Annotated in this window: 17 protein-coding genes; 15 read left to right on the forward strand and 2 right to left on the reverse strand. The window is 49.5% G+C overall.

The features are described 5' to 3' along the window. Nucleotides 1–50 precede the first annotated feature (50 nt). From MUB35_RS11075 to MUB35_RS11085, 3 genes are read left to right on the forward strand one after another with little or no spacing between them, the layout of a single operon-like run. The gene (locus MUB35_RS11075) at nt 51–950 is read left to right on the forward strand and encodes a carbohydrate ABC transporter permease (protein WP_033139775.1); all 900 of its coding nucleotides are present in this window, start codon (nt 51–53) and stop codon (nt 948–950) included. After that, entirely contained in the window at nt 940–1773 is an 834-nt protein-coding gene (locus MUB35_RS11080; RefSeq protein WP_033139774.1) for a carbohydrate ABC transporter permease, read from the forward strand. Before MUB35_RS11075 ends, MUB35_RS11080 begins: the two co-directional genes overlap by 11 nt. Nucleotides 1774–1817: 44 nt before the next feature. Further along, nucleotides 1818–3617 (forward strand): glycoside hydrolase family 2 protein, encoded by a 1800-nt coding sequence (locus MUB35_RS11085; protein ID WP_118743523.1) that lies wholly within the window; start codon nt 1818–1820, stop codon nt 3615–3617. A gap of 47 nt (nt 3618–3664) precedes the next feature. Here the strand turns inward: MUB35_RS11085 and MUB35_RS11090 are convergent, their stop codons facing one another. Next, on the reverse strand, nt 3665–5305 hold the full coding sequence (locus tag MUB35_RS11090; protein ID WP_118743522.1) for a potassium/proton antiporter: 1641 nt from the start codon (nt 5303–5305) through the stop codon (nt 3665–3667). Between the two features lie 195 nt (nt 5306–5500). Here MUB35_RS11090 and udp point away from each other — a divergent pair, with 195 nt between their 5' ends. From udp to MUB35_RS11115, 5 genes are all read left to right on the forward strand, one after another. Then, nucleotides 5501–6277, forward strand: coding sequence for a uridine phosphorylase (gene udp / locus MUB35_RS11095; protein ID WP_118743521.1), 777 nt, complete (start codon nt 5501–5503; stop codon nt 6275–6277). A gap of 41 nt (nt 6278–6318) precedes the next feature. Beyond that, entirely contained in the window at nt 6319–7527 is a 1209-nt protein-coding gene (locus tag MUB35_RS11100; RefSeq protein WP_118743520.1) for a phosphopentomutase, read from the forward strand. After that, nucleotides 7524–8474 carry an adenosine deaminase gene (gene add, locus MUB35_RS11105; protein WP_199688326.1) on the forward strand — a complete coding sequence of 317 codons (951 nt, stop codon included), beginning with the start codon at nt 7524–7526 and terminating at the stop codon, nt 8472–8474. Before MUB35_RS11100 ends, add begins: the two co-directional genes overlap by 4 nt. A 124-nt stretch (nt 8475–8598) precedes the next feature. Next, entirely contained in the window at nt 8599–9180 is a 582-nt protein-coding gene (locus MUB35_RS11110) for a TetR/AcrR family transcriptional regulator (protein WP_118743518.1), read from the forward strand. Then, entirely contained in the window at nt 9177–10589 is a 1413-nt protein-coding gene (locus MUB35_RS11115) for an MATE family efflux transporter (protein WP_103731285.1), read from the forward strand. The genes MUB35_RS11110 and MUB35_RS11115 overlap by 4 nt, the downstream gene beginning before the upstream one ends. A gap of 73 nt (nt 10590–10662) precedes the next feature. Here MUB35_RS11115 and MUB35_RS11120 read toward each other — a convergent pair whose 3' ends face one another. Continuing rightward, entirely contained in the window at nt 10663–12042 is a 1380-nt protein-coding gene (locus MUB35_RS11120) for a TrpB-like pyridoxal phosphate-dependent enzyme (protein WP_033139765.1), read from the reverse strand. Between the two features lie 520 nt (nt 12043–12562). Here MUB35_RS11120 and truA point away from each other — a divergent pair. The 7 genes from truA to pdxR all read left to right on the forward strand — a co-directional run bounded on the left by truA (nt 12563) and on the right by pdxR (nt 23982). Beyond that, nucleotides 12563–13297: a tRNA pseudouridine(38-40) synthase TruA gene (gene truA, locus MUB35_RS11125; protein ID WP_033139764.1), complete on the forward strand. Its 735-nt coding sequence runs from the start codon at nt 12563–12565 to the stop codon at nt 13295–13297. 156 nt (nt 13298–13453) lie between these two features. Next, nucleotides 13454–15532: a PTS sugar transporter subunit IIC/EAL domain-containing protein gene (locus tag MUB35_RS11130; RefSeq protein WP_033139763.1), complete on the forward strand. Its 2079-nt coding sequence runs from the start codon at nt 13454–13456 to the stop codon at nt 15530–15532. An 8-nt stretch (nt 15533–15540) separates the two neighbouring features. Then, the gene (locus MUB35_RS11135) at nt 15541–15993 is read left to right on the forward strand and encodes a PaaI family thioesterase (RefSeq protein ID WP_033139762.1); all 453 of its coding nucleotides are present in this window, start codon (nt 15541–15543) and stop codon (nt 15991–15993) included. A 215-nt stretch (nt 15994–16208) separates the two neighbouring features. After that, on the forward strand, nt 16209–17543 hold the full coding sequence (gene ssnA / locus MUB35_RS11140) for a putative aminohydrolase SsnA (protein ID WP_033139761.1): 1335 nt from the start codon (nt 16209–16211) through the stop codon (nt 17541–17543). Between the two features lie 23 nt (nt 17544–17566). Continuing rightward, nucleotides 17567–20560, forward strand: a complete 2994-nt coding sequence (gene ygfK / locus MUB35_RS11145) for a putative selenate reductase subunit YgfK (RefSeq protein WP_118743517.1) — start codon at nt 17567–17569, stop codon at nt 20558–20560. Between the two features lie 214 nt (nt 20561–20774). After that, entirely contained in the window at nt 20775–22448 is a 1674-nt protein-coding gene (locus tag MUB35_RS11150) for a glutamine--tRNA ligase/YqeY domain fusion protein (protein ID WP_033139759.1), read from the forward strand. A gap of 49 nt (nt 22449–22497) precedes the next feature. After that, nucleotides 22498–23982 (forward strand): MocR-like pyridoxine biosynthesis transcription factor PdxR, encoded by a 1485-nt coding sequence (gene pdxR / locus MUB35_RS11155; RefSeq protein WP_033139758.1) that lies wholly within the window; start codon nt 22498–22500, stop codon nt 23980–23982. Nucleotides 23983–24052: the final 70 nt, after the last annotated feature.

The following is a 24052-nucleotide window of genomic DNA, read 5'->3' on the forward strand; positions in this document are numbered from 1 at the left end:
TTGCAGACAGCAAAACTATCGTGAGCGGGAAGCTGTAAGGAGGAAATCAAGTGAGTAAAAAAAGAAAGCGAAAAAACCTGCTGGCAGGACTGGGATTCATACTGCCCTTTTTTATCCTGTATACAGTATTTACCATTTGGCCGGTGATTCAGGGTGTCTATGTCAGCCTTCATAAATGGTCTCTGATGGGAAAAGTAAAGTTCGTGGGACTTGACAATTACATAAAATTCCTGGGGGATAAAAAGTTTCTGGACGCCCTATGGCACACTACGTATTTCGTACTGATCACCACACCCCTTCTGGTGATTATGGCACTGATTCTAGCCTTGTTTGCCAACCGGCCGAACAAATTAAAGAAGGGCCTGCGTATCTGTTATTATCTTCCCAGTGTACTGTCTGTGTCTGTTGCGGCATTTATAGCAAAATATATGTTCACGCCGTACCGGGGATTTATCAACGGATTTCTGCATTTTATTAAGGTCCTTCCCCCGGACAGGGAGCTGCAGTGGCTCAACGAGAGCGGTCTTGCCTGGTCAGCCATCACAGCCATGACGATCTGGTGGACGGTTGGATTTTCCATGCTTCTGTATCTGTCTGCGCTTCAGGATATATCGCCCCAGATATATGAGGCCGCATCCATAGACGGCGCAACCAAGAGACAGCAGCTTTTCTCCATCGTACTGCCGCTTTTGAAGCCGACTACTTATCTGGTGGTTCTTCTGCAGGTCATTGCTTGTTTCAAAGTATTTGGACAGATTTATATGATCACAGTAGGCGGGCCGGCAGGATCTACAAGGCCGCTGATCCAGTACGTATATGAGACAGCCTTCAAGAAAAACAACATGGGGTATGCGGCAGCCATGTCCTATGTACTGTTTCTGATACTTGTAGTATTGACTATTGTGCAGAAGACGATTGAGAGAAAGGGGGCAGAGGCTGATGAATTCTAAGGCAAAGAAAAAACCGGGCAGTATTGTATTATCCATCATATCCGTGATCCTGGCGGCGATCTTTATGACGCCGATTCTGTGGTCTCTGGCAGTTTCCTTCCAGAAAGAGGGAAAGCAGATCAATAGTATACTGGACTGGTTCACACCACCGTATACATTCCAGAATTACCCGGATCTTATTCTGGGTTCGGATGTTACAAAATGGCTGTTCAACAGTGTATTTATCGCTGTGTTGACTACAGTTCTGACCGTGATCCTTTCTGCCATGGCTGCGTATGCTCTGGCAAAGATCAAATTTAAGGGGAGCAATGCGCTATATTTCTATTTTCTTCTGGGATTGATGGTGCCGGGGGAAGCAACCATTGTACCTCTTTTTATCACGGCAAACGGCCTGAATCTCATTGATTCCTACGCAGGCCTTGTATTGCCCACAATTGCGGGTTCCATGAATCTGATCATAATGGTGACCTTTTTTAAAGGACTGCCAAACGAGCTTCTGGAGGCAGTGCAGATTGACGGGGGAGGAGAGCTGACCGCATTCTTCAAAGTGGTGCTGCCCTTGTCAAAGGCGGTTATCTCAACTGTGTGTATTTTCGCCTTTATCGGAAGCTGGAACAATTATCTCTGGCCCCTGCTCTGTTCCATGAGCAGCAGTAAGTTCACCCTTCCCATAGGTATTCCGACCTTTGCGGGAACTTATACGGTGGACTATGTAAAACCAATGACAGCAAATATGATAGCAGCGGTGCCTGTTATTCTTATTTATATCCTGTTTGAGCGTCAGATCGTGGAAGGCATCACCATGTCCGGCGTCAAGGGATGACAGGAAAAGTAATTGACATTTACCTATAAGGAGGACAAACAGAAATGAAATGCTACAAAAAAGACTATCCGAGACCCCAGTTTGTGCGTGACAACTGGATGAATTTAAACGGGACATGGGATTTTGGATTCGATGACGAAAACCGCGGAGAAAAAGAGGCATGGTATGAGAAGTTTAAAGGAGAGAGACAGATTCAGGTTCCCTTTACCTACGAGACCAACTTGAGCGGTATCGGCGAGGAGGAGATCCATGAAAATGTCTGGTACAGACGCAGCTTTGCGGTAAATGGCGAAATGCTTTGCGGCAAAAGGCTTCTCCTGCATTTTGAAGGCAGTGATTTCCTGACAAAAGTGTGGGTAAACGGCAGTTTTGCGGGCAGTCACAGAGGCGGATATTCCCGCTTTTCCTTTGACGTGACAGACCTTGTGCGTGACGGGGAAAATGAGCTTGTAGTGAAGGTGGAGGATTCCACTGACATCCGCCAGCCAAGAGGAAAACAGCGCTGGATTAAAGAAAATTTTGCCTGCTGGTATGTGCAGACAACAGGCATCTGGAAAACCGTATGGATGGAATACGTGCCGGAGATCAGACTGGACCACGTAAAGATAACACCTGTACTCACAGACAATGCGGTGGAGCTGGAGTATGAAATAGCCGCCGCCGCGGAATGCTTTGGCGATGAGCTTTCGGTGGAAGCGGTAGTCAGTTTTGACGGAATGTTTGTGGCAAAAGGAACGGTTTTCATGGCTGCTTTCCACACAAAAACCGTGCTGGAAGTCTCCGGTTCAGGGGAGAATGCCTTTGTCTGGGGCGTAAGAACCTGGTCACCGGAGGAGCCTGATCTGTATGACATTACTTTCCGCGTTCGGTACAAAGGAGAGGTTTGTGATGAGGTGGGTTCTTATTTCGGCATGCGGGAAATCCGCATTGATGGACCCAACATTCTGCTGAACGGCAAACCACTGTATCAGAGACTCATTCTTGACCAGGGATACTGGAAGGATTCCCATCTGACCCCGCCAAGTGAGGAGGCGCTGATCGAAGATATCGACAAGATCCATGCGCTTGGTTACAACGGCCTGCGCAAACATCAGAAGATCGAGGATGAGCGTTTCCTGTACTGGTGTGATGTTAAAGGCATGTTGGTGTGGAGTGAGGCTGCCGCTGCCTATGGATTTTCAGATTATGCCGTGGAGCTGTTCACAAAGGAATGGATCGACATTGTGCGTCAGAATTACAACCATCCGTCCATCATCACCTGGACTCCGTTTAACGAATCCTGGGGAATCCAGAGGGTGGAAGTGGATAGAAAACAACAGCATTTTACAGAGGCAGTTTACCATCTCACAAAGAGCATGGACGGATACCGCCCGGTGGTAGTCAATGACGGTTGGGAGCATACAGTTTCCGATATCATTACGCTTCATGATTATGAAGAATGCGGCGATATTTTCTATGACCGGTATGCGGGACATAAAGAAGAGATTCTGAGTACAGAGATGTATCACAGCAGCAGCAAATCCGCAATGGCAAACGGATACGAATACAAAGGCCAGCCGGTCCTGATCAGTGAATACGGCGGAATTGCCTTCAACAATGACGACAGCGGCTGGGGATACGGCAATAAAGTGAACAGCAGGGAGGAGTTCATCCGGCGTTTTGATGAGATCACGACTGCTGTGAAGAAGATACCTTATATCTGCGGCTTCTGCTACACACAGGTGACAGATGTACAGCAGGAGATCAACGGTCTTATGGATATGGAAAGAAACTTCAAGATAGAACCGGAAATTATCAGGGAAATCAATGAAAGACATGTAGGATACTGGAGATCTTATATGTAAAAAAGAGCAGCTCTGCGGAAAATAAAACCGCGGAGCTGCTTTTTGCCTTATCCGGCAGGTAATTCTTTTACGGGCAGATTTTTCCGGTATTCCGGTACGGAATAGATCACAAGCAGGTCATTTTCCATAATGACTGTGTCCCCGTTCGGAACAACCGTTTCCTCCCCGCGCAGAATCATAATGACCAGTTCGCCGGGATAGGGAGAGAAGTCGGAAATCTTAATACCGATCCAGGGACTTTTTGCGGTTATCCGCATTTCCGTCAGCTCCAGATCTTCTTGTTCCTGATATCCGCGGGCGCTTAATACAGCCGTATCCCCGGGGAGAAAAATGGTTTCTCCGCTTGGGATCATGGTCTTGTCCCCTCGCAGAAGCATGAGAAAAAGAGTGTCCGGGGGAAGGGGAATGTCCTTCACAGCCGTATGGCTCCAGGAGTGTGTCTCTGTTATGCGGATGCGGATAAACTGCAGGTCAACTTCCTCAGAGTAATCACTGAAGGTCTTCATGACATCCGCCTCTGTGTCACTCATATTCAGTTTCTTCGCTGCCTGGGAGAGAAAACTTCCCTGGAATAAGATGGAGAGCAGTACAATACAAAATACAATATGATAGACATCAAAGCCGGTATAAGCCTCATCCACAGTGGCCATAATGGCAAAAACAATGGACGCTGCACCTCTGAGCCCTGCAAAGGAGACAAGGGCCTGCTGATTGAGACGGCATTTGAATGGCGTCAGTATGGCCAGGACCGCCAGAGGCCGTGCCGCCAGGGTCAAAAACAGGGCGATTGCCAGTGCCGGAAGGAAAATATGGGGAAGCTTTGAGGGCGTTGCCAGCAGACCAAGGAGAAAGAAGATGAGCATCTGCATAAGTCCTGTGATACCGTCGAAGAAGTTTACCAGTGATTTTTTGTTCCTGATCTTGGTATTGCCGAGAATGATTCCTACCATATAGGCACTTAAGTATCCGTTGCCGCCCGCCATGGAAGGCAGTGCATAGGAGAGCAGCGCTGCCGCGATGACAAAAGCCATATCAAATCCCGCAATATCAAAACGGATATGCCGCAGGATAAAACGGGCTGCAAAAGCAATGAGGCATCCAAAGAGAATACCGAAGAAGAGCTGCGCAAATATCATATAAAAGACAGAGCCTGCGCTTGCCGTACCGCTCATGGCAGAGAGAACCACTGCTGTCAGCATATAGGAACAGGGGTCATTGCTGCCGCTTTCCAGTTCCAGCATGGAGGCTGTGCCGTATTTGAGGCCCATATTTTTAGAACGGAGTATGGAGAAGACAGAGGCCGCGTCCGTGGAGCTGATGACAGAGCCTATGAGCATGCTGTCCAGAAAGCTGAATTTCAGAACAAAATAACAGAAGAAACCTGTGAGGGCGGCGGTGATCACAACTCCCAGAGTGGAGAGGAACACAGATTTGACGGCAACAGGTCTGGCCTCATTCCAGTTGGTGCCGAAACCGCCGTAGAACATAATGAAGATCAGTGCTGTGGAGCAGATATTTTCCGCCAGCGGATAATTGTCGAAAGAGATTTTTACGATACCGTCTGTTCCGAAAGCCATACCGAGAAGGATAAAGGCCAGCAGCATGGGTACACCGATCTTATCGGAAATCCGGTGCAGTACAATACAGAGCAGAATTACAGATGAAATTAATAATAAGTTCCATGTCATTTTTTTACCTCCTGGTGAGTGTCCGCAGTGGAAGCAGAGTTTTCAGAGTGGGCAGGCGTCAGGGAAGTGAAACCTGAGGTTATTGTAACATGAAAACAGGTTTTTGTAAAAAAGAGACACATGACCTTTTTTATTTCCTGTGATTTGTTATAATAAATCTATGAACCACGTAAATTACAGGAAAGGGATGAATATATGATAAATTATTCAGAGGTAGAGGGAAAACATTATCACACACAGGTTGGCAGAGGGGATGTGGGGCGTTATGTCATCATGCCGGGTGACCCAAAGCGCTGTGAAAAGATCGCGAAATATTTTGACCATCCCAGGCTGATCGCGGACAGCAGGGAGTATGTGACCTACACGGGTACCCTGGAGGGGGAAATGGTCAGTGTGACATCCACCGGCATCGGCGGCCCTTCTGCGTCCATCGCCATGGAGGAACTGGTCATGTCAGGCGCTGATACATTTATCCGGATAGGAACCTGCGGAGGCATGGATCTGGATGTAAAAAGCGGCGATATCGTCATTGCCAACGGAGCCATCCGCATGGAGGGGACCAGCAAGGAATACGCGCCCATTGAGTTCCCGGCAGTACCGGATTTTGGTGTGACCAATGCCCTTGTAAATGCAGCAGAAACGCTGAAGAAGCCTTACCATGTGGGAGTGGTGCAGTGTAAGGATTCCTTTTTCGGACAGCATTCCCCGGAGACGAAACCGGTGGGCTATGAACTGCTGAACAAATGGGATGCATGGCTGAAACTGGGCTGTAAAGCATCGGAGATGGAATCCGCAGCTATTTTCATTGTAGCCAGTTATCTGAAAGTCCGGGCAGGCAGCGTTTTTCTGGTGGTGGCTAACCAGGAGCGGGCGAAAAAGGATCTGCCGAATCCTGTCGTACACGATACGGAGGGCGCCATACAGGTGGCAGTGGAAGCAGTCCGGGAACTGATCCGAAAGGAAAAAAAGTGATCCGGAGCGGAAAATATGGCATAACAGAAAAGAGGTAGCAGATGGAAAGTAAAGAAAGATTCAGAAGAGTGTTTGTGATCGTTATAGATTCCCTGGGGGTGGGCGGTGCCGTGGATGCGGAGCAGTTTGGTGATGCAGGGGCAGATACTCTTGGGCACATTGCCTCGCATGTGAAGGGATTTTCTATTCCCAATATGCAGAAGCTGGGAATTGCCAATCTTCACCCGCTGGAGGGAATAGAACCTGTAAAACATCCTCTGGCATATTACACAAAACTCAATGAGACCAGCAGGGGAAAGGACACCATGACAGGCCACTGGGAGATGATGGGCCTGAAGACAGAAAAGCCTTTTATCACGTTCACTGAGACAGGATTTCCACCTGAACTGATCGCGGAGCTGGAAAGACGAACCGGGCATAAGGTGATCGGCAATAAGAGCGCCAGCGGCACAGAGATTCTGGATGAACTTGGTGAGGAGGAAATTGCCACCGGACATATGATCGTCTACACCTCCGCGGATTCTGTACTGCAGATCTGCGGCAATGAGGAGACTTTCGGCCTGGAGGAGCTGTACCGGTGCTGTGAGATCGCAAGGGAGCTTACCATGAAAGATGAGTGGAAGGTGGGAAGAGTCATTGCGAGGCCTTATGTGGGCAGAAAGAAGGGAGAGTTCAGACGGACCAGCAACCGCCATGACTACGCGGTCAAACCCTTTGGGAAAACCGTGCTGAATGCCCTGAAGGATGCGGGGCTGGATGTGATCTCCATTGGCAAGATCAATGATATCTTCGCCGGAGAAGGAATCACAAAAGCTCTGAAATCAAAGAGCTCTGTCCACGGCATGGAACAGACCATCCGGGAAGCAGAGGAGGATGATTTTCACGGGCTGTGTTTTGTGAATCTGGTAGATTTTGATGCCCTTTGGGGGCACAGAAGGGATCCGGAAGGATATGCCGGGGAGCTGGAACGTTTTGATGAAAAGCTGGGAGTTTTTCTGGACGCCATGAGGGAAGACGATATGCTCATCATCACGGCGGACCATGGAAATGACCCTACTTACCAGGGGACAGACCACACAAGAGAACAGGTGCCGTTTTTGCTGTATTCGCCGTCCATTCAGGAAGGAAAAGCGCTGCCCCAGGCGGATTCCTTTGCGGCAGTCGGCGCCTGTGTGGCGGAGAATTTCGGTATACCCATGCCAGAAGGAACGATTCGGATATCCCGGAATTATATGGAGGAATGCAGATGAATGCCATTGAGGAACTGAAAAAATATGACCTGCACTGCCACCTGGACGGCTCCCTATCGGAGGCAGTCATAAGAAAACTGGCATCCGGTGCCGGGGTGGACATTCCTGCAGGGGAAAAGCTTATGGATCTTCTTCAGGTACAGCCGGACTGCAAAAGCCTAAAGGAATATCTGGAAAAGTTCGACCTGCCCCTGTCCTGTCTGGCGGACCGGGATAGTTTCCGCATGGCTGTGTCCCAGCTTTTAGGAGATGGGGCAAAGGAGAATGTGGTATACATGGAGATTCGTTTTGCGCCGCTTCTGTCCGTGCGGGAGGGACTTACATGCAGGGAGATCATTGAAGGAGCTCTTGATGGTCTGCGGGAAGGCCGAAAAAAGTATGGTGTAGGCGGAAATCTGATCCTCTGCGGTATGCGTCATATGCCGGCGGAAAAAAATGTGGAGCTGGTAGAAACAGCCAGAGAGTATCTGGGCCGGGGCGTGGCTGCCGTTGATCTGGCCGGGGATGAAGCTGCATTTCCGGTAAAGACCCAGGCGGAAATGTTCCGGAAAGCAAAGAGACTGGGTATGCCCTTTACAATCCATGCAGGCGAGTGCGGCAGCGCGCAGAGCGTGTGGGACGCCATTGAACTGGGAGCTGACAGGATAGGCCATGGAATCGCGGTCAGGAAGGATAAGAATCTGAAGGCACTGTGTGCACAGCGGAGGATTCCTCTTGAAATGTGTCCCACCAGCAATCTGCAGACGAAAGCTGTGGACAGCCTGAAGGATTACCCGATCCTGGAGTTTATGGAAGCCGGGATTCCCGTTACGGTGAACACGGATAACAGGACCGTGAGCGGAACAACGATAACGAAGGAGCTGGAACTTTTAAAAGAGTATTTTCATATTACCTACAGCGATATGGAGCAATTGATGAAAAATGCGGCAGAGGCAGCCTTTGACTAAGTATATTTGACAAAACTAACACCGTTCGTATATAATATAGATTATACGAACGGTGTTAGTTTTTTGCCGCAATGGAAAATACCGCACGCGGCATATCAATTTTGTCCGGAAAAAGGAGACCGTCATGGGAAGAAGAGGATTGAATGCGGAAGTGATCATGGAGGCAGCCATAGAACTGGTGGAAGAGAAGGGATACCGGAATTTTTCCATGCGTGAGCTGGCAGCTCGTCTGGGCGTGCAGCCGGCCTCTCTCTATAATCATGTAAATGGCATTGAGGAGGTCAACACGGCAGTTGGCATGCACGGTATAACAGAATTGGAAAAAGCCCTGGAACAGGCATATACATATTCTGATTTTACAGAGGCGCTGGGTATCATGGCGGATGCTTACCGTAAATTCGCCATGGAAAGCCCGGAACTCTACCAGGCCATCATAGAGATGCGCACCTCCGAAAATGAGGAGCTGAAACATGCCATCCAGCGGATCATCCATCCTTTCCTGGTGCTCATCGGCAGGGAGGTAAAAGACCACGAAAAGACAGTGAACCTTCAGCGAACCATACGGAGTGCCCTTCACGGCTTTGTCTCTTTGGAACAGGAAGGGTATCTTACCTATGAAAATCCGGACAGCAGTACCAGTTTTCGGTATATGGTGGAAAGTCTGGCGGTACTTGTAATGAGAGAGGGGGAGAAAGAAAGATTATGACAGCATCGGAAATCACAGCGGAGGAGCGGGAACGAAAACAATATGAGAAGATGACGCAGACGCCGGTATCCAACCTGATCGTGCGTCTGGGCATTCCTACTATTATAAGTATGCTGATCACCAATATCTATAACACGGCAGATACATATTTTGTCAGCCGTTTAGGAACCAGCGCCAGCGGGGCGGTGGGAGTGGTGTTCAGCCTGATGGCCATTCTGCAGGCTTTTGGGTTTATGTTCGGACACGGGGCAGGCAGTATCATATCCAGAAAGCTTGGAAAAAGAGACCGGGAGAGCGCAAGCAGATTTGCATCCACCAGCTTTTTTCTGTCTATTCTGACGGGAACACTGATCGGCGCGGTGGGGATTACGTTTTTAACTCCGTTTATGCGGGCACTGGGAAGTACCCCGACAATCCTGCCGTTTGCCAAACAGTATGGACTTTTTATTCTGCTGGCAGGTCCTTTTATGACGGGGAGCTGTGTGCTGAACAATATTCTGCGATACGAGGGCATGGCTGCTTATGCCATGATAGGACTGACAACAGGCGGCATTCTGAATATGATAGGTGACCCGATCCTTATGTTCGGCCTGAATATGGGGGTATTGGGCGCCGGGCTTGCCACAGCCCTATCCCAGATGATCAGCTTTTTTATCCTTCTCTATATGTTTGTGGCGAAGAAGACCCAGAGCAGATTGTCCATACGGCTTATGACAAGGGATATCCACGAGGTGGGGCTGATCGTTGCGACAGGATTTCCAAGTCTGATCCGGCAGGGGCTGGGCAGTGTGTCCACCATGCTCCTCAATCATCAGGCAGCAGTGTATGGAGACGCGGCAGTGGCGGCTATGAGTATTGTGAACAGGATCTGCATGCTGGTATTCTCAGTAGGGCTGGGTCTGGGTCAGGGATTTCAGCCGGTGGCGGCATTTAATTACGGCGCCGGGAAATATTCCCGTGTAAAGAAGGGGTTCTGGTTTACGGCAGGCTCAGGGGAGGTCATGCTTGGAAGCTTTGCGATTATCTGCCTTTTCGTATCCTCCGGCATCATCGGGGTGTTCCGGGATGACCCGCAGGTAATCGCCATCGGTGTCTTTGCCCTTCGATGTCAGTGCATTGCTTTCTTCTTCCAGCCTCTTTCTGTCTGTACCAACATGATGCTGCAGAGTGTGGGCGAGAGTAAAAAAGCATCCCTTCTCTCTGCGCTCAGGAGCGGGATCTGCTTTATTCCCCTCATTCTCATACTGCCGGCAGTGATGGGGCTGAGAGGAGTCCAGATCGCGCAGGCAGTGGCGGATGTCCTGACCTTTGCTATCTCTCTTCCTCTGGTAGCGTCATTTCTGAAAAAACTGCCTGTGGATGAAGGTATGCCTGCTGTGCGGTTGGAAGAGTCAGATGTGAGTGCCTGACAGGAATACAATCCATAGTAAAAGCCCGCTTTTTCAGACTGAAAATCTGAAAAACGGGCTTTTGTATTTGCTCTTATTCCTGGATTCCAGGTATTTTAGGCAGTCTTGCAAAACTCTTTTCCAGCTCCGCATCCGTAGGAATATAATCTTTCATTGTTCCGTCCATATAGGACTGATACGCATACATATCGAAATATCCGGTTCCTGTCAGGCCGAAGAGAATCGTTTTGGCTTCCCCGGATTCTTTGCATTTCAGAGCCTCCTGTACGGCACCATAGATGGCATGTGCGGACTCAGGTGCAGGCAGGATGGTCTCCTGTTTCGCAAACATGGTGGCTGCCTCAAATACTTTTGTCTGTTCTACGGAAATGGCCTCCATATAGCCGTCATGATACAGCTTGGAGAGGATAGGGGACATGCCGTGGTAACGCAGACCGCCTGCATGGTTTGCGGAGGGGATGAAGTCACAGCCCAGAGTGTACATTCTGGCAAGCGGCGTCACCTTTCCGGTATCACAGAAATCGTAGGCGTATTTTCCGCGGGTAAGGGACGGACAGGAAGCCGGTTCCACTGCCACGATGCGCGGGTCAGCCTTTCCTGTGAGTTTATCCTGCATAAATGGTGAGATCAGGCCGCCCAGATTGGAGCCGCCGCCTGCGCATCCCACCACAACGTCCGGGTACTCATCCAGCAGTTCCATGGCTGTCTTGGACTCCAGGCCGATGATGGACTGGTGGAGCAGCACTTGGTTCAGCACAGAACCCAGCACGTATTTATAGCCGTCCGTGGAAACCGCTTTTTCCACAGCTTCGGAGATGGCACAGCCCAGGCTGCCTGAAGTGCCGGGATTTTCAGCCAGGATTTTACGGCCGATCTCTGTGGTCTCGCTGGGGCTTGGAACGATCTCCGCATCAAAGGTGTGGATCACGGACTTGCGGAATGGTTTCTGCTCGTAGGAGCATTTTACCATATAGACGATCAGAGGCAGATGGTAGAAGGAGCACGCTTCTGCCAGGGCGGTTCCCCACTGACCGGCGCCTGTCTCTGTTGTCAGGCCCTTTAATCCCTGTTCTTTTGCGTAATATGCCTGAGCTACAGCGGAGTTTAACTTGTGGCTTCCGGAGGTGTTATTGCCCTCGAATTTATAATAAATCTTAGCTGGTGTGTCCAGATATTTCTCCAGGTTGTAGGCTCGGATGAGAGGGGAGGGGCGGTACATTTTATAAAAGTCCTGGACCTCTTCCGGGATGTCAATGTAACGTGTCGTATTGTCCAGTTCCTGATGTGCCAGTTTTTCACAGAATACGGGATAGAGTTCCTCCTCGGTGATCGGTCTGCCTGTGCCCGGGTTTAAAAGAGGGTCGGGAAGGTCCTTCATGTCTGCCCTCAGGTTATACCACTGCTTAGGCATCTGCTCCTCGGTTAAATATACTCTGTGCGGAATTTTTTTCATAATTGTTTTCTCCTTTCTTATGGCGCGAATCCCGGAGATGAAGTTTGGGGTACAGCGGCAATAAAAAAAGCCCCTGTCTCTGCAATTTCTGCAGGGACAGAAGCTTGTTATACAGTCTTCTGCGGTACCACCCGGCTTGATGAATCAATCATCCACTCTGTTCATGTACTTTCATACACGGTTCCTTGATAACGGGTGAACATCCCGTCGGGCATTACTCAGAAAATTCCTTTCTTCCCGACCTCATAAGTCCATTCAACATCCGTTTTATTATCTTAATCCCACCACTTTAAGACTCTCTGCCGGCAGCATGACCTGCCGTTATCAATAAAACCTGGATATCTACTACTCTTATTCTACGGTTTCGCTGTTACATGATTTATTTTATGTTTATCACTATAGTTGGTGAAAGCGGATTTGTCAATAGGCAAAATCGAAAAATATCTCTTTTCGCCGGATGGGATGTCTGATAGAATAGACAGATACGAAAGGAAACTTTATTCGGAAAGAGGGATGGAAAATGAATTACAGACTGGATATACAGTATGACGGAACGCGCTATGAGGGCTGGCAGAGGCAGAAGACAACGGGCAATACCATTCAGGGGAAAATCGAAGAAGTCCTGTCCAGGATGCTGGATGCACCTGTTCAGATCGACGGCGCGGGAAGAACAGATGCAGGCGTACACGCAAAAGGCCAGGTGGCTAATGTGCATATGGATACAGAGAAAAACTGTGAGGAGATCTGCGCATACCTGAACCGCTATCTTCCGGAGGATATTGAAATTTATAAAGTTACCCAGGTGCAGGAGCGCTTCCACAGCCGCCTTCTGGCAAAGAAAAAAGTCTATCAGTACAGAATAGCAACAGGCCATCACAAAAATGTATTTGAGAGAAAATACCAGTGCCCCCTGCATGAGGAATTTGATGTGGATGCCATAAAAGCAGCGGCAGAGCTGCTGACAGGCACCCATGATTTTAAAAGCTTCTGCTCCAATAAGAAAATGAAAAAGTCCACAGTACGGACTATATACAGTATACGAGTGGAATCTTTGCCGAATGAACTGAGGATCACATACACCGGAGACGGATTTCTCTACAACATGGTGCGGATCCTTACAGGTACCCTGATCGAGGCAGGAAGAGGAACCAGAAAGCCGGAGGAAATGAAAGGGATTTTGTCAGCCTGTGACAGAGGTGCGGCCGGATTTACAGCGCCCGCCCAGGGGCTGACGCTTCTTGAGGTAGAGTATTGATGGTCACAAGGCGGCTTCTGGTATATTTTGGAAAAGGGAAAGTAAGGAAAACAAAGAGATTTTAGATTGCAAAAGACGAGTAAGGCATGTAAAATAAAATGTATGGCAATATTGTTTCGTCCCCGGTTTTATACGGGGTAACAGAGGGGGCCGGTTATGTATGGAAAAGTATTGAGGATAATCTACAGAATAGAGAATAACAGCATCATCTCCTCCGTCCGGAAGGGGTTTACGCTTCTGATTCCCGCCCTGCTGGTGGGGGCTTTTGCCCTGCTTTTCAGAAGTTTTCCGGTGCCTGCGTTTCAGACGTTTATTGAGAAATGGGCAGGGGGTGTCCTGCATCAGATACTGAGTTTTCTCTTTGATGCCACCGTTGGTTTTATGTCCATTTACCTTGTGATGAGTATCAGTTATTATTATGCAGCGACCATGAAAGACAGGGACCAGTTCCTTCAGGTCATGGCAATGGTGGTCTCTGCCATCTGCTTTGCCGTGTCCTTTGGCGCTGCCAGCGGCTCCATGGAATTAAGCGATCTGGGGCCGGTTGGAGTTTTTACGGCCATGTTTGCCGCCATTGCGGCGACCAGGATCTTTTATTTTTTCTGTGAAAAGCTGTCCCCGGCATTCCGGTTTCGTTCTGCCGGGTCAGATGTGGATTACCGCAATTCCCTTTCCGCTATTTATCCGCTTTTGTTCTGCACACTCCTTTTTGTGGCGCTGAACCTGCTGATCAAAACAGTGTTTAAGGCGGATAATCTGAATGACCTGATCACAAATTTTATTGTAAATCTGTTTCACAATGTAAATGACGGTCTGGGGGCGGGTGTACTTTATGTGCTGGTGCTGGACCTGCTGTGGGCCTTTGGGATTCACGGTGGCAATGCCCTGGAACAGGTATCCCAGACATATCTGGTGCCAAATGATACGGTCTCAGGAGCTGTCATATCAAAATCTTTTTTGGACAATTTCGCGCTGATGGGCGGATGTGGTACTTCCATCTGCCTTGTGATAGCGCTGCTGTTGTTTGCCGGAAGCAGGGATAACCGGCAGCTTGCCCGTTCCGCAGCCCCGGCAGTCTTTTTTAACATCAATGAAATTCTCGTGTACGGACTCCCGATCGTATTGAATCCGATCATGGTCATTCCGTTTATATTGACACCCCTGTGTTCCCTGCTGATCGCTTACGGGGCTGCAGTGAGCGGTTTCCTGCCTCTTTTGGGAGAGACTGTGACCTGGACCACACCGGTATTCTTCAGCGGATATCTGTCCTCCGGTTCCTGGCGGGGTGCGGCGGTGCAGGCGGTGATCGTGTTTGTCGGAACAGCCATCTATACGCCTTTTGTAAAAGTCTCCGAACAGGTGCGGAAGCTTCAGGCAGAAATGCTGCAGCAAGAGTTAACGGAGTATCTGAAGGAGCATCAGGAAGCCGGTGCGGCTGTAAGCCTTCTGGAACGCCGGGACAGTATGGGAATCCTGGCAAGAAATATGGCATCCCAGCTCCGCATTGATGTGGAGGAGAAGAATCTGACCATGGGATACCAGCCCCAGTATGACTGCCGAAACAGGATGGCAGGGGCAGAAGCGCTTCTGCGCTGGCGCTATATGGATGAGGCGGTTTACCCTCCTCTGGCTGTGGCGCTTGCACAGGAGGACGGTTTTTTTGACCGGCTGACGGAGTGTGTCATAGAGACTTCCATGAAGGCGTGCAGCAGACTTCTGAATCTTGGCGAACCTGTCACCATTTCAGCCAATATAACGGCAGAACAGCTTAACTCACCGCGGTTTGTGGAGAAGGTCATACGAATGGCAGAGACATACGGCGTGGCGGGACATTACTGTCTGGAGATCACAGAGGAATCTGCTGTGGACAAAATGGAGGAGATTCCCTATCACATCAGCAGGCTGAAGGCAGCAGGTATCCTGGCTGCTGTGGATGACTTCAGCATGGGCCGGACCAGCCTGAAATACCTGCAGCACAACAGTTTTTATGCCATCAAGCTGGACGGCGGTCTGGTCAGAGGCATAGTGGAGAACAAAAGAAATCAGGAAATCGTATCTTCCATCATCTCTCTCGGCAGGAACCTGGATTTTGTGGTGATGGCCGAATATGTGGAGACAGAGGAGATCCGCAGCCTTTTGGAAAGCATGGGGTGCTGTCTGTACCAGGGATATCTGTACAGCCCGGCAGTTCCTCTTGTCAGGCTGGAAGAACTGCTGCTGGAAAAGAAAGGATAAACAGTAATATGACAACAGAAGAAAAGCAGAAGAAAATGGAGACAGAAATTCAGCACGATATAGAAAAAATGTACCCAAAGAATCCGGAACATCTATACTGCCGGATGGGTCTGGAGTTTCATTCCTGCAGTGCGGCCGAGCGTTCCCTGACTCTGCGCTATCCGGTGCAGGAATGGGAGCTGAACCACATGTCCACCATGCACGGAGGGCTCATAGCTGCGGCTGTGGATACCACCAGCGGTGCGCTTACACGTAATTTGACCGGATGTGCAGTGACACCCACCATCAATCTGAATATCAATTATCTGCTTCCCGGAACCAGGGAAGACGCACTTCTGGTGACGGCAAAAGCAGACAGGATCGGAAAACATCTGGCCAATATACATACAGAATGCCGCTCTGAGAAGACAGGAAAACTTCTGGCATCAGCCATGGTAAATTTTATGCTCCAGAGAGACTGATAAAAAGCCATCACGGATATCCGTAAGAGGAGATTCGGGGTGGCTTTTTTGCGGAAAAAATAAGGATTTACAAAGAAATACAAAAAAATTTGTGATACCTCAAAAATTTTTAGAAAAACACTTGCTATTACTTCACGGTGATGATAAACTAGAGTTAATGAATATGGGAAATGCAGAATACTTATCAAGTATGGAATGCGCAAGGAGGTAAAACTATGTTAATGATTGGGAACGGAAGACTTGTGACAAGAGATGACCAGGCGCCTTTTTTTGAACACGGGGCAGTAGTTCTGGACGGCAATGTGGTGAAAAAGGCAGGGGAAGAAGCTGAGCTTAAAAAGGAATTTCCCGATGCTGAATATGTGGATGCAAAGGGCGGTGTGATCATGCCGGCATTTATCAATGCTCATGAGCATATTTACAGCGCGTTTGCCAGGGGCCTGTCCATTGACGGTTATGATCCCCACGGTTTTCTGGATATCCTGGACGGCATGTGGTGGACCATTGACCGCCATCTGACCTTGGAGGGGACAAAATACAGTGCTTATGCCACATATCTGGACAGTATTAAAAATGGTGTGACCACCGTATTTGACCATCATGCCAGTTTCTGTCGGATACCTGACAGTCTGTTTACCATCAGTGAGGCGGCAAAAGACCTGGGAATCCGCACCTGCCTCTGTTATGAGATCTCAGACAGGGACGGGATGGAAAAGGCCCGTGAATCCGTACTGGAAAATGAGAGGTTTGCACGCTATGCTCTGGCAGATGACAGCGATATGATCGCAGGCATGATGGGTATGCACGCATCCTTCACCATCTCCAATGAGACCATGGAGATGGCAGCAGCTCATAAGCCGGACGGGGTCGGTTATCACATCCATGTGGCAGAGGGAATCGAGGACCTGCATCACTGCCTGAAACACTACGGAAAGAGAATCGTGGACCGTCTGATGGACTGCGGCATTCTGGGAGAGAAGACACTTCTCGGGCACTGCATTTATATCAATGAGCATGAGATGGATCTCTTAAAAGAGACGGACACCATGGTCGTACATAACCCGGAATCCAACATGGGAAATGCCTGCGGATGCCCGCCAACCATGAAGATCGTGGAGAAGGGAATCCTGACCGGCCTTGGCACAGACGGCTATACCCATGATATGCTGGAGTCCTACAAGGTGGCAAATGTCCTTCACAAACATCACCTCTGCGACCCCAACGCAGCATGGGGAGAGGTTCCCAAAATGCTCTTTGAAGGCAATGCGCAAATCGCGGGACGCTATTTTAAGAAAGACCTTGGCGTGCTGAAAGAGGGCGCAGCAGCAGATGTGATCGTTATGGATTACGATCCGCTCACCCCTATGCACGCAGGAAATATCAACAGCCATGTACTGTTCGGCATGAGCGGAAGACAGGTAAATACCACAGTCTGCAACGGAAAGATCCTTATGAAAGACAGGGAAGTCTTAGTGGCGGATGAAGCGGAAGTAATGGCAAAATGCAGGGAAGAAGCGAAGAAATTAGCAGATTCTATTAATGGAAGATAAGGGATTTATGGGAGGTTTTTATTATGGGCGATAAGATGACATGTATGCCGTTTTCCCAGATCATGAACTGGGTTCTGGAAGAGAAAAAGGCGGGTAAAACAGTATTCGGAACACATAAAAAGTACGTGGCAGGAGAGGAAAAAGCGGAAATCTTCGGCAGGAATCTGGAGACTCCCATCGGTCCGGCAGCCGGCCCCCACACGCAGCTTGCGCAGAATATCATTGCAGCGTATTATACGGGAAGCCGTTTCTTTGAGCTGAAGACTGTGCAGATCATGGACGGGGCAGAGCTTTCCGCCTGTGTGAACAAACCCTGTATTCTGGCTGAGGATGAAGGCTATAACTGCGAATGGTCCACAGAGCTCACCGTACCGGATGCCATGAGCGAGTATATTAAGGCCTGGTTTGCCCTGCATGTAATGGCAAAAGAGTTCGGCCTGGGTGCCCAGGACGGGTTCCAGTTCAACATCAGTGTGGGCTATGACCTGGCAGGCATCAAATCCGAAAAGATCAACCATTTCATTGATACCATGATGCATGCAGGACAGGATGCCACATTTGCCGAGTGCAGGAACTGGCTGCTGGAAAACATAGAAAAATTTGAACATTACACGAAAGAGGACGTGGAGTCCATACCGGAGGATATCTGCAATTCCGCCACCATTTCCACCCTTCACGGATGTCCGCCTCATGAGATCGAGAGCATAGCCAACTATCTGCTCACGGAAAAACATATCAATACCTTTGTAAAATGTAATCCAACCCTTCTGGGATACGAATTTGCCAGAAAGACTATGGATGAGATGGGATATGACTATATGATGTTCGGGGACTTCCACTTTAAGGATGACCTGCAGTACGCGGATGCTGTGCCCATGTTCACAAGGCTTATGAAGCTGTCCGAAGATCTGGGACTGTCCTTTGGCGTGAAGATAACCAACACCTTCCCGGTGGATGTGACAAGAGAGGAGCTGCCAAGCGAGGAGATGTATATGTCCGGCAAGGCACTGTTCCCCCTGTCTATTTCCCTGGCTGCAAAGCTTGCGAAGGAATTTGACGGACGTCTGCGGATCGCTTATTCCGGCGGTGCGGATTACTACAATATATCCAGGATCGTAGGAGCCGGCATCTGGCCTGTGACAGTGGCTACCACCCTCTTAAAACCGGGCGGATACAACCGCAGTGCGCAGATGGCAAAACTGCTGGCAGAAGAAGGCCTGAAGCCGTTTGCGGGAATTGATGTGGAGGCAGTCACAAAGCTTGCCGAGGATGCAAAACGTGATGTGCACCATGTAAAACCCATTAAGCCCCTTCCAAACCGCAAGGTAAAAGACAGTGTTCCCCTTATGGACTGCTTTATGGCACCCTGCGAGGCGGGATGTCCCATCCATCAGGATGTGAGCAATTATATGGAACTGGCTTCTGCAGGTAAGTATGAGGAGGCTCTGGAGGTGATCCTCGACAAGAATCCGCTTCCTTTCATCACAGGAACTATCTGTGCCCACAACTGCATGAGCAAATGTACCAGGAACTTCTATGAGGAGCCGGTTCATATCAGAAATGTGAAGCTGGAGGCAGCCGAAAAAGCATACGATGCAGTGATGGAGAAGCTGGCTGTGCCCGAGAAGACAGACGGCAGAAAAGCGGCAGTCATCGGCGGCGGCCCCTCCGGTATGGCGGCAGCGTATTTCCTGGCAAGAGGTGGCGCGGATGTGACCATATTTGAAAAAGAAAAGGCTCTGGGCGGCGTGGTTGCACACGTGATTCCTGATTTCAGGATCACAAAAGAGGCCATAGAAAAAGACGCTGCCATCATCCGCAAAATGGGTGTGAAGGTGGAGCTTGGAAAAGAGATAACTTCTGTCAAAGAGTTGAAAGACCAGGGCTTTGACGCTGTATTTTTTGCGGCAGGAGCAGGAAAACCCGGAGTATTAAAACTGGAGAACAAAACACCGGTGGATGCCGCTGAATTCCTGAAAGAATTCAAGGCAAAAGACGGCAATGTGGACCTTGGAAAGCATGTGGTGGTCATCGGCGGAGGCAACACAGCCATGGACACAGCCAGAGCCGCAAAGCGCACCAAAGGCGTGGAGCATGTATATCTGGTATACAGAAGAACAAGACGCTATATGCCTGCAGACGCGGAGGAACTGACACTTGTGCAGGAGGAAGGCATTGAATTTCGTGAACTGCTGTCCCCTGTATCCGTGGAGGATGGAAAACTGCTGTGCAGGAAGATGAAGCTTGGCGCTATGGACGCTTCCGGAAGGGCCTCTGTGGAGGAGACCGGTGAGACGGAAACAGTACCTGCGGATACCGTCATAGCAGCCGTAGGAGAGCGTGTGGACACGGAGCTCTATCAGGCAAACGGACTTCCTCTTGACAACAGGGGAAAGGTTGTGGCTGACAGCAGGACACTGGAAGCCTCAAGCGGTGTCTACGTGATTGGCGACGGACTTGGCGGTCCTGCAACCGTAGTGGAGGGAATCCGGGATGCCCAGAAGGCAGCAGCGGCATTCCTTCAAAAAGCAGTTGTCTCTGAGCTTAAAAAGGACGGCTGTGAGGAATCCTGTTACAGCAAAAAGGGTATACTGGACAGTGAGAGGGAACCGGCAGAAGAAAGCGGCAGATGCCTGAACTGCGCGGCAGTCTGCGAAAACTGTACAGATGTATGTCCAAACAGGGCCAATGTGGCGGTGAAAGTGCCGGGAATGGCTATGCGCCAGATTGTCCATGTGGATTACATGTGTAACGAGTGCGGCAACTGTAAGACATTCTGTCCGTACGCAAGCGCTCCGTATAAGGATAAATTTACCCTGTTTGCCAATGAAGCGGATATGGAAGACAGTGAGAATAATGGTTTTACAGTTCTGGACAGGGAAGAGAAACGTGTAAAAGTACGCCTCTTCGGCGGACCGGTGGAAATTCTTCTGGATGATGAGAATCCCGCGGTTCCGGCTGGGCTTAGAAAAATCATGGATGCAGTCATAACCGATTACGGGTACATGATTCCGTAATACGGAAAATAAAGGTCCGGTTTCAGGCCGGTGCTGCGGTTTAGGCCGGGCACCGGCCTGAAAACACCTCGCGGGACAGTGACGTGTGAACAGTATCCCAACACTTGCCTTTCTAAATTTTTTAATAGAAAGCCTTTGAAAAATGCCATTTTTATGGTAGTATATTTCTTAGACAAAAAATTACCATAAATGATAGATGATGGAGGAACTGTAAGTGGAAAAGGAAACAGCAAAAGAAACCGTTTCTAAAAACTTTATTGAACAGATTATTGACAAGGATCTGGAGGAAGGAAAATACGAGGAGATCTGTACCCGTTTCCCGCCGGAACCCAACGGTTATCTGCATATCGGCCATGCAAAATCAATCCTGCTCAACTACGGCCTGGCACAGAAATACCATGGAAAGTTCAACATGCGTTTTGACGATACCAACCCCACAAAAGAAAAGGTGGAGTTTGTGGAATCCATCAAGGCGGATATCAAATGGCTGGGCGCAGACTGGGAGGACCGTCTGTATTTTGCCTCCGATTATTTTGAACAGATGTATGAGGCAGCGGTAAAGCTGATCAAAAAAGGAAAAGCGTTTGTCTGTGATCTGACTGCAGAGCAGATCCGTGAATACCGCGGAACCCTCACAGAGCCGGGAAAGGAAAGCCCATACAGAGACAGAAGTGTGGAGGAGAACCTGGACCTGTTTGAGCGAATGAAAAACGGGGAGTTTGAGGACGGAAGCAAAGTGCTCCGGGCTAAGATTGATATGGCTTCCCCGAACATCAATATGAGAGACCCGGTCATCTACCGTGTGGCCCACATGACACATCACAATACAGGCGACAAATGGTGCATTTATCCCATGTATGACTTTGCTCATCCCATTGAGGATGCCATTGAGGGCGTGACACATTCCATCTGTACCCTGGAATTTGAGGACCACCGCCCCCTGTATGACTGGGTGGTAAGGGAGCTTGAATATCCCCATCCGCCGAAACAGATTGAATTTGCAAAGCTGTACCTGACCAATGTGGTGACTGGCAAGCGTTATATTAAAAAACTGGTTGAGGACGGCATTGTGGACGGATGGGATGATCCCCGTCTGGTGTCCATTGCGGCGTTGAGAAGACGCGGATTTACCCCGGAATCCATCAAAATGTTTGTGGATCTCTGCGGAGTGTCAAAGGCAAACAGCTCTGTGGATTACGCGATGCTGGAGTACTGCATCCGCGAGGATTTGAAAATGAAAAAGCCCCGTATGATGGCAGTGTTGGACCCGCTGAAGCTGGTCATTGACAATTATCCGGAAGACCAGATCGAGTATCTGGACGTTGCCAACAACATGGAAAATCCTGAGCTTGGCAGCAGAAAAGTGCCTTTCGGAAGAGAACTGTATATTGAGCGTGAGGACTTCATGGAAGTGCCGCCGAAGAAATACAAACGTCTCTATCCGGACAATGAAGTGCGCCTGATGAACGCTTATTTTGTAAAATGCACCGGTTTTGAAAAAGACGAGAACGGCAATATCACAGTGGTACACTGTACCTATGACCCTGAGTCTAAGGGCGGAAATTCCCCGGACGGAAGAAAAGTTAAGGGAACCATTCACTGGGTAGCGCAGAAAACTGCAGTGAATGTGGAGTGCCGTCTCTATGAGAACATTGTGGATGAGGAGAAAGGTGTGTACAACAAAGAGGACGGAAGCCTGAATCTGAACCCCAATTCCCTGGTTGTGCTGAAAGACTGCTATGTGGAACCGGCACTTGCCCAGGCGGAGGCATATGACAGCTTCCAGTTTGTGAGAAACGGTTTCTTCTGCGCAGACTGCCACGATTCCAAACCGGGAGAACCGGTATTTAACAGGATCGTGTCTTTGAAGAGCTCCTTTAAATTATAGAAATTATGTCCGTCATATTTTCTATGGGCCATGAGTGTGAGAGAAAAGAATGAACGATTTGATCATTTCACTGGATACAAAGGCTGATGCGCCTTTGTACGAACAGATATGTGAATATTTTAAACAGGAAATCCAGGAAGGACGGCTGGCCGCAGGTGTGCGGCTGCCGTCCTCCCGTGCACTTGCGGGAAATTTGGCAGTGAGCAGGAGTACAGTGGATCTGGCCTATGACCAGCTTGTGTCGGAAGGATATATTGAAGCGGTTCCGTGCAAGGGGTACTATGTATGCGACATTGAAGGGCTTTATTACGGCACTGGCAGAAGACAGGAGCAGACGGACGCGGGAAGCGGTGCATCACAGGAAGGTGCGTTAGAAGGCAGACTGCACGAAACGAAAAGGCAGGCGGACCGGGAATCTTTTAAAGACAGGGATGGGTTTGTATATGATTTTGCTCTGAACGGAATCGCCCCCGGCAGCTTTCCTCACAATGCCTGGCGCAGATTGTCACGGCAGGTACTGACAGATGCGCAGGATTCACTCTTTGCGCTGGGCGATCCCTGCGGGGAACTGTCCCTTCGGGAAGCCATCGCAGAGTATCTTTACCGGGCGAGAGGTGTCCACTGCGAACCGGAGCAGATCCTTGTGGGGGCGGGGAACGATTATCTGCTGATGCTTCTGTGCACGATCCTTGGACGTGACAGAAGGATCGCCATGGAAAATCCTACATACAGAAGTGCCTGGCATGATTTTGGGCATATGGGATTTGAACGGTGTGTCGTAAATCAGGATGAACAGGGAATTGATGTGAAAGATCTGGAGCAAACCGGGGCGGACATGGTATATGTCATGCCCTCCCATCAGTTCCCCATGGGCACGGTCATGCCCCTGAAACGCCGCCTCTCTCTGCTCAAATGGGCAGGGAGGGGGGAGCGCTATATCATAGAGGATGACTATGACAGTGAGTTCCGTTATAAGGGAAAACCCATACCTGCTTTACAGGGATTTGACAAGGAGGAGCGTGTCATTTATCTTGGAACCTTCTCAAAATCCATAGCTCCCTCCATCCGAATCAGTTATATGGTACTTCCAAAAAAGCTTATGAGGCGGTATCTGAGCGGAGAAAATCCTTTCTCTGTCACCGTATCCAGGGCGGACCAGAAAATACTGGAGCGTTTTCTCAGAGAAGGCCATTATGAGCGGCATTTGAACAGAATGCGCAGCCTTTACAAAGGAAAACATGACCTGCTTCTGCGCTGGCTGAAGGACAGCATGGGAAATGTGTGCACGTATTTCGGCGAACACGCTGGCGTACATCTTCTGGTACAGTTAAAAAACGGCTTGTCTGAACAGGAGGCCGTGGAAAAAGCGGCCCGTTTGGGTGTCAGGGTCTACGGCCTGTCTGAATTTCTGGTCAGCGGGCAGACGCCGCCCATGCAGTCCACTGTCCTTCTGGGGTATGCCACCATGCCGGAGGAAGACCTGGAGGAGGGGATAAAAAGGCTTACAGCCGCCTGGAGCGGCACGGAAATTTGAATAGGGCAGTCATTCGGCGGGCAGCAGCCGGATGGCTGCCCTATTTTTGCCGGTGAACTTAACAGATAAA

Origin of the sequence: Blautia sp. NSJ-175 (genome assembly GCF_022867815.1) — a bacterium.
In the GTDB taxonomy this organism is placed as follows: Bacteria; Bacillota; Clostridia; order Lachnospirales; family Lachnospiraceae; genus Blautia; species Blautia celeris.

Coding starts and splice junctions, on each gene's coding strand:
- truA (WP_033139764.1), top strand. CDS start 12,563: ATGAATTACAGACTGGATATACAGTATGACGGAACGCGCTATGAGGGC.
- MUB35_RS11090 (WP_118743522.1), bottom strand. CDS start 5,305: ATGACATGGAACTTATTATTAATTTCATCTGTAATTCTGCTCTGTATT.
- ygfK (WP_118743517.1), top strand. CDS start 17,567: ATGGGCGATAAGATGACATGTATGCCGTTTTCCCAGATCATGAACTGG.
- MUB35_RS11080 (WP_033139774.1), top strand. CDS start 940: ATGAATTCTAAGGCAAAGAAAAAACCGGGCAGTATTGTATTATCCATC.
- MUB35_RS11085 (WP_118743523.1), top strand. CDS start 1,818: ATGAAATGCTACAAAAAAGACTATCCGAGACCCCAGTTTGTGCGTGAC.
- ssnA (WP_033139761.1), top strand. CDS start 16,209: ATGTTAATGATTGGGAACGGAAGACTTGTGACAAGAGATGACCAGGCG.
- MUB35_RS11110 (WP_118743518.1), top strand. CDS start 8,599: ATGGGAAGAAGAGGATTGAATGCGGAAGTGATCATGGAGGCAGCCATA.
- MUB35_RS11100 (WP_118743520.1), top strand. CDS start 6,319: ATGGAAAGTAAAGAAAGATTCAGAAGAGTGTTTGTGATCGTTATAGAT.
- pdxR (WP_033139758.1), top strand. CDS start 22,498: ATGAACGATTTGATCATTTCACTGGATACAAAGGCTGATGCGCCTTTG.
- MUB35_RS11115 (WP_103731285.1), top strand. CDS start 9,177: ATGACAGCATCGGAAATCACAGCGGAGGAGCGGGAACGAAAACAATAT.
- add (WP_199688326.1), top strand. CDS start 7,524: ATGAATGCCATTGAGGAACTGAAAAAATATGACCTGCACTGCCACCTG.
- MUB35_RS11135 (WP_033139762.1), top strand. CDS start 15,541: ATGACAACAGAAGAAAAGCAGAAGAAAATGGAGACAGAAATTCAGCAC.
- MUB35_RS11120 (WP_033139765.1), bottom strand. CDS start 12,042: ATGAAAAAAATTCCGCACAGAGTATATTTAACCGAGGAGCAGATGCCT.
- udp (WP_118743521.1), top strand. CDS start 5,501: ATGATAAATTATTCAGAGGTAGAGGGAAAACATTATCACACACAGGTT.
- MUB35_RS11130 (WP_033139763.1), top strand. CDS start 13,454: ATGTATGGAAAAGTATTGAGGATAATCTACAGAATAGAGAATAACAGC.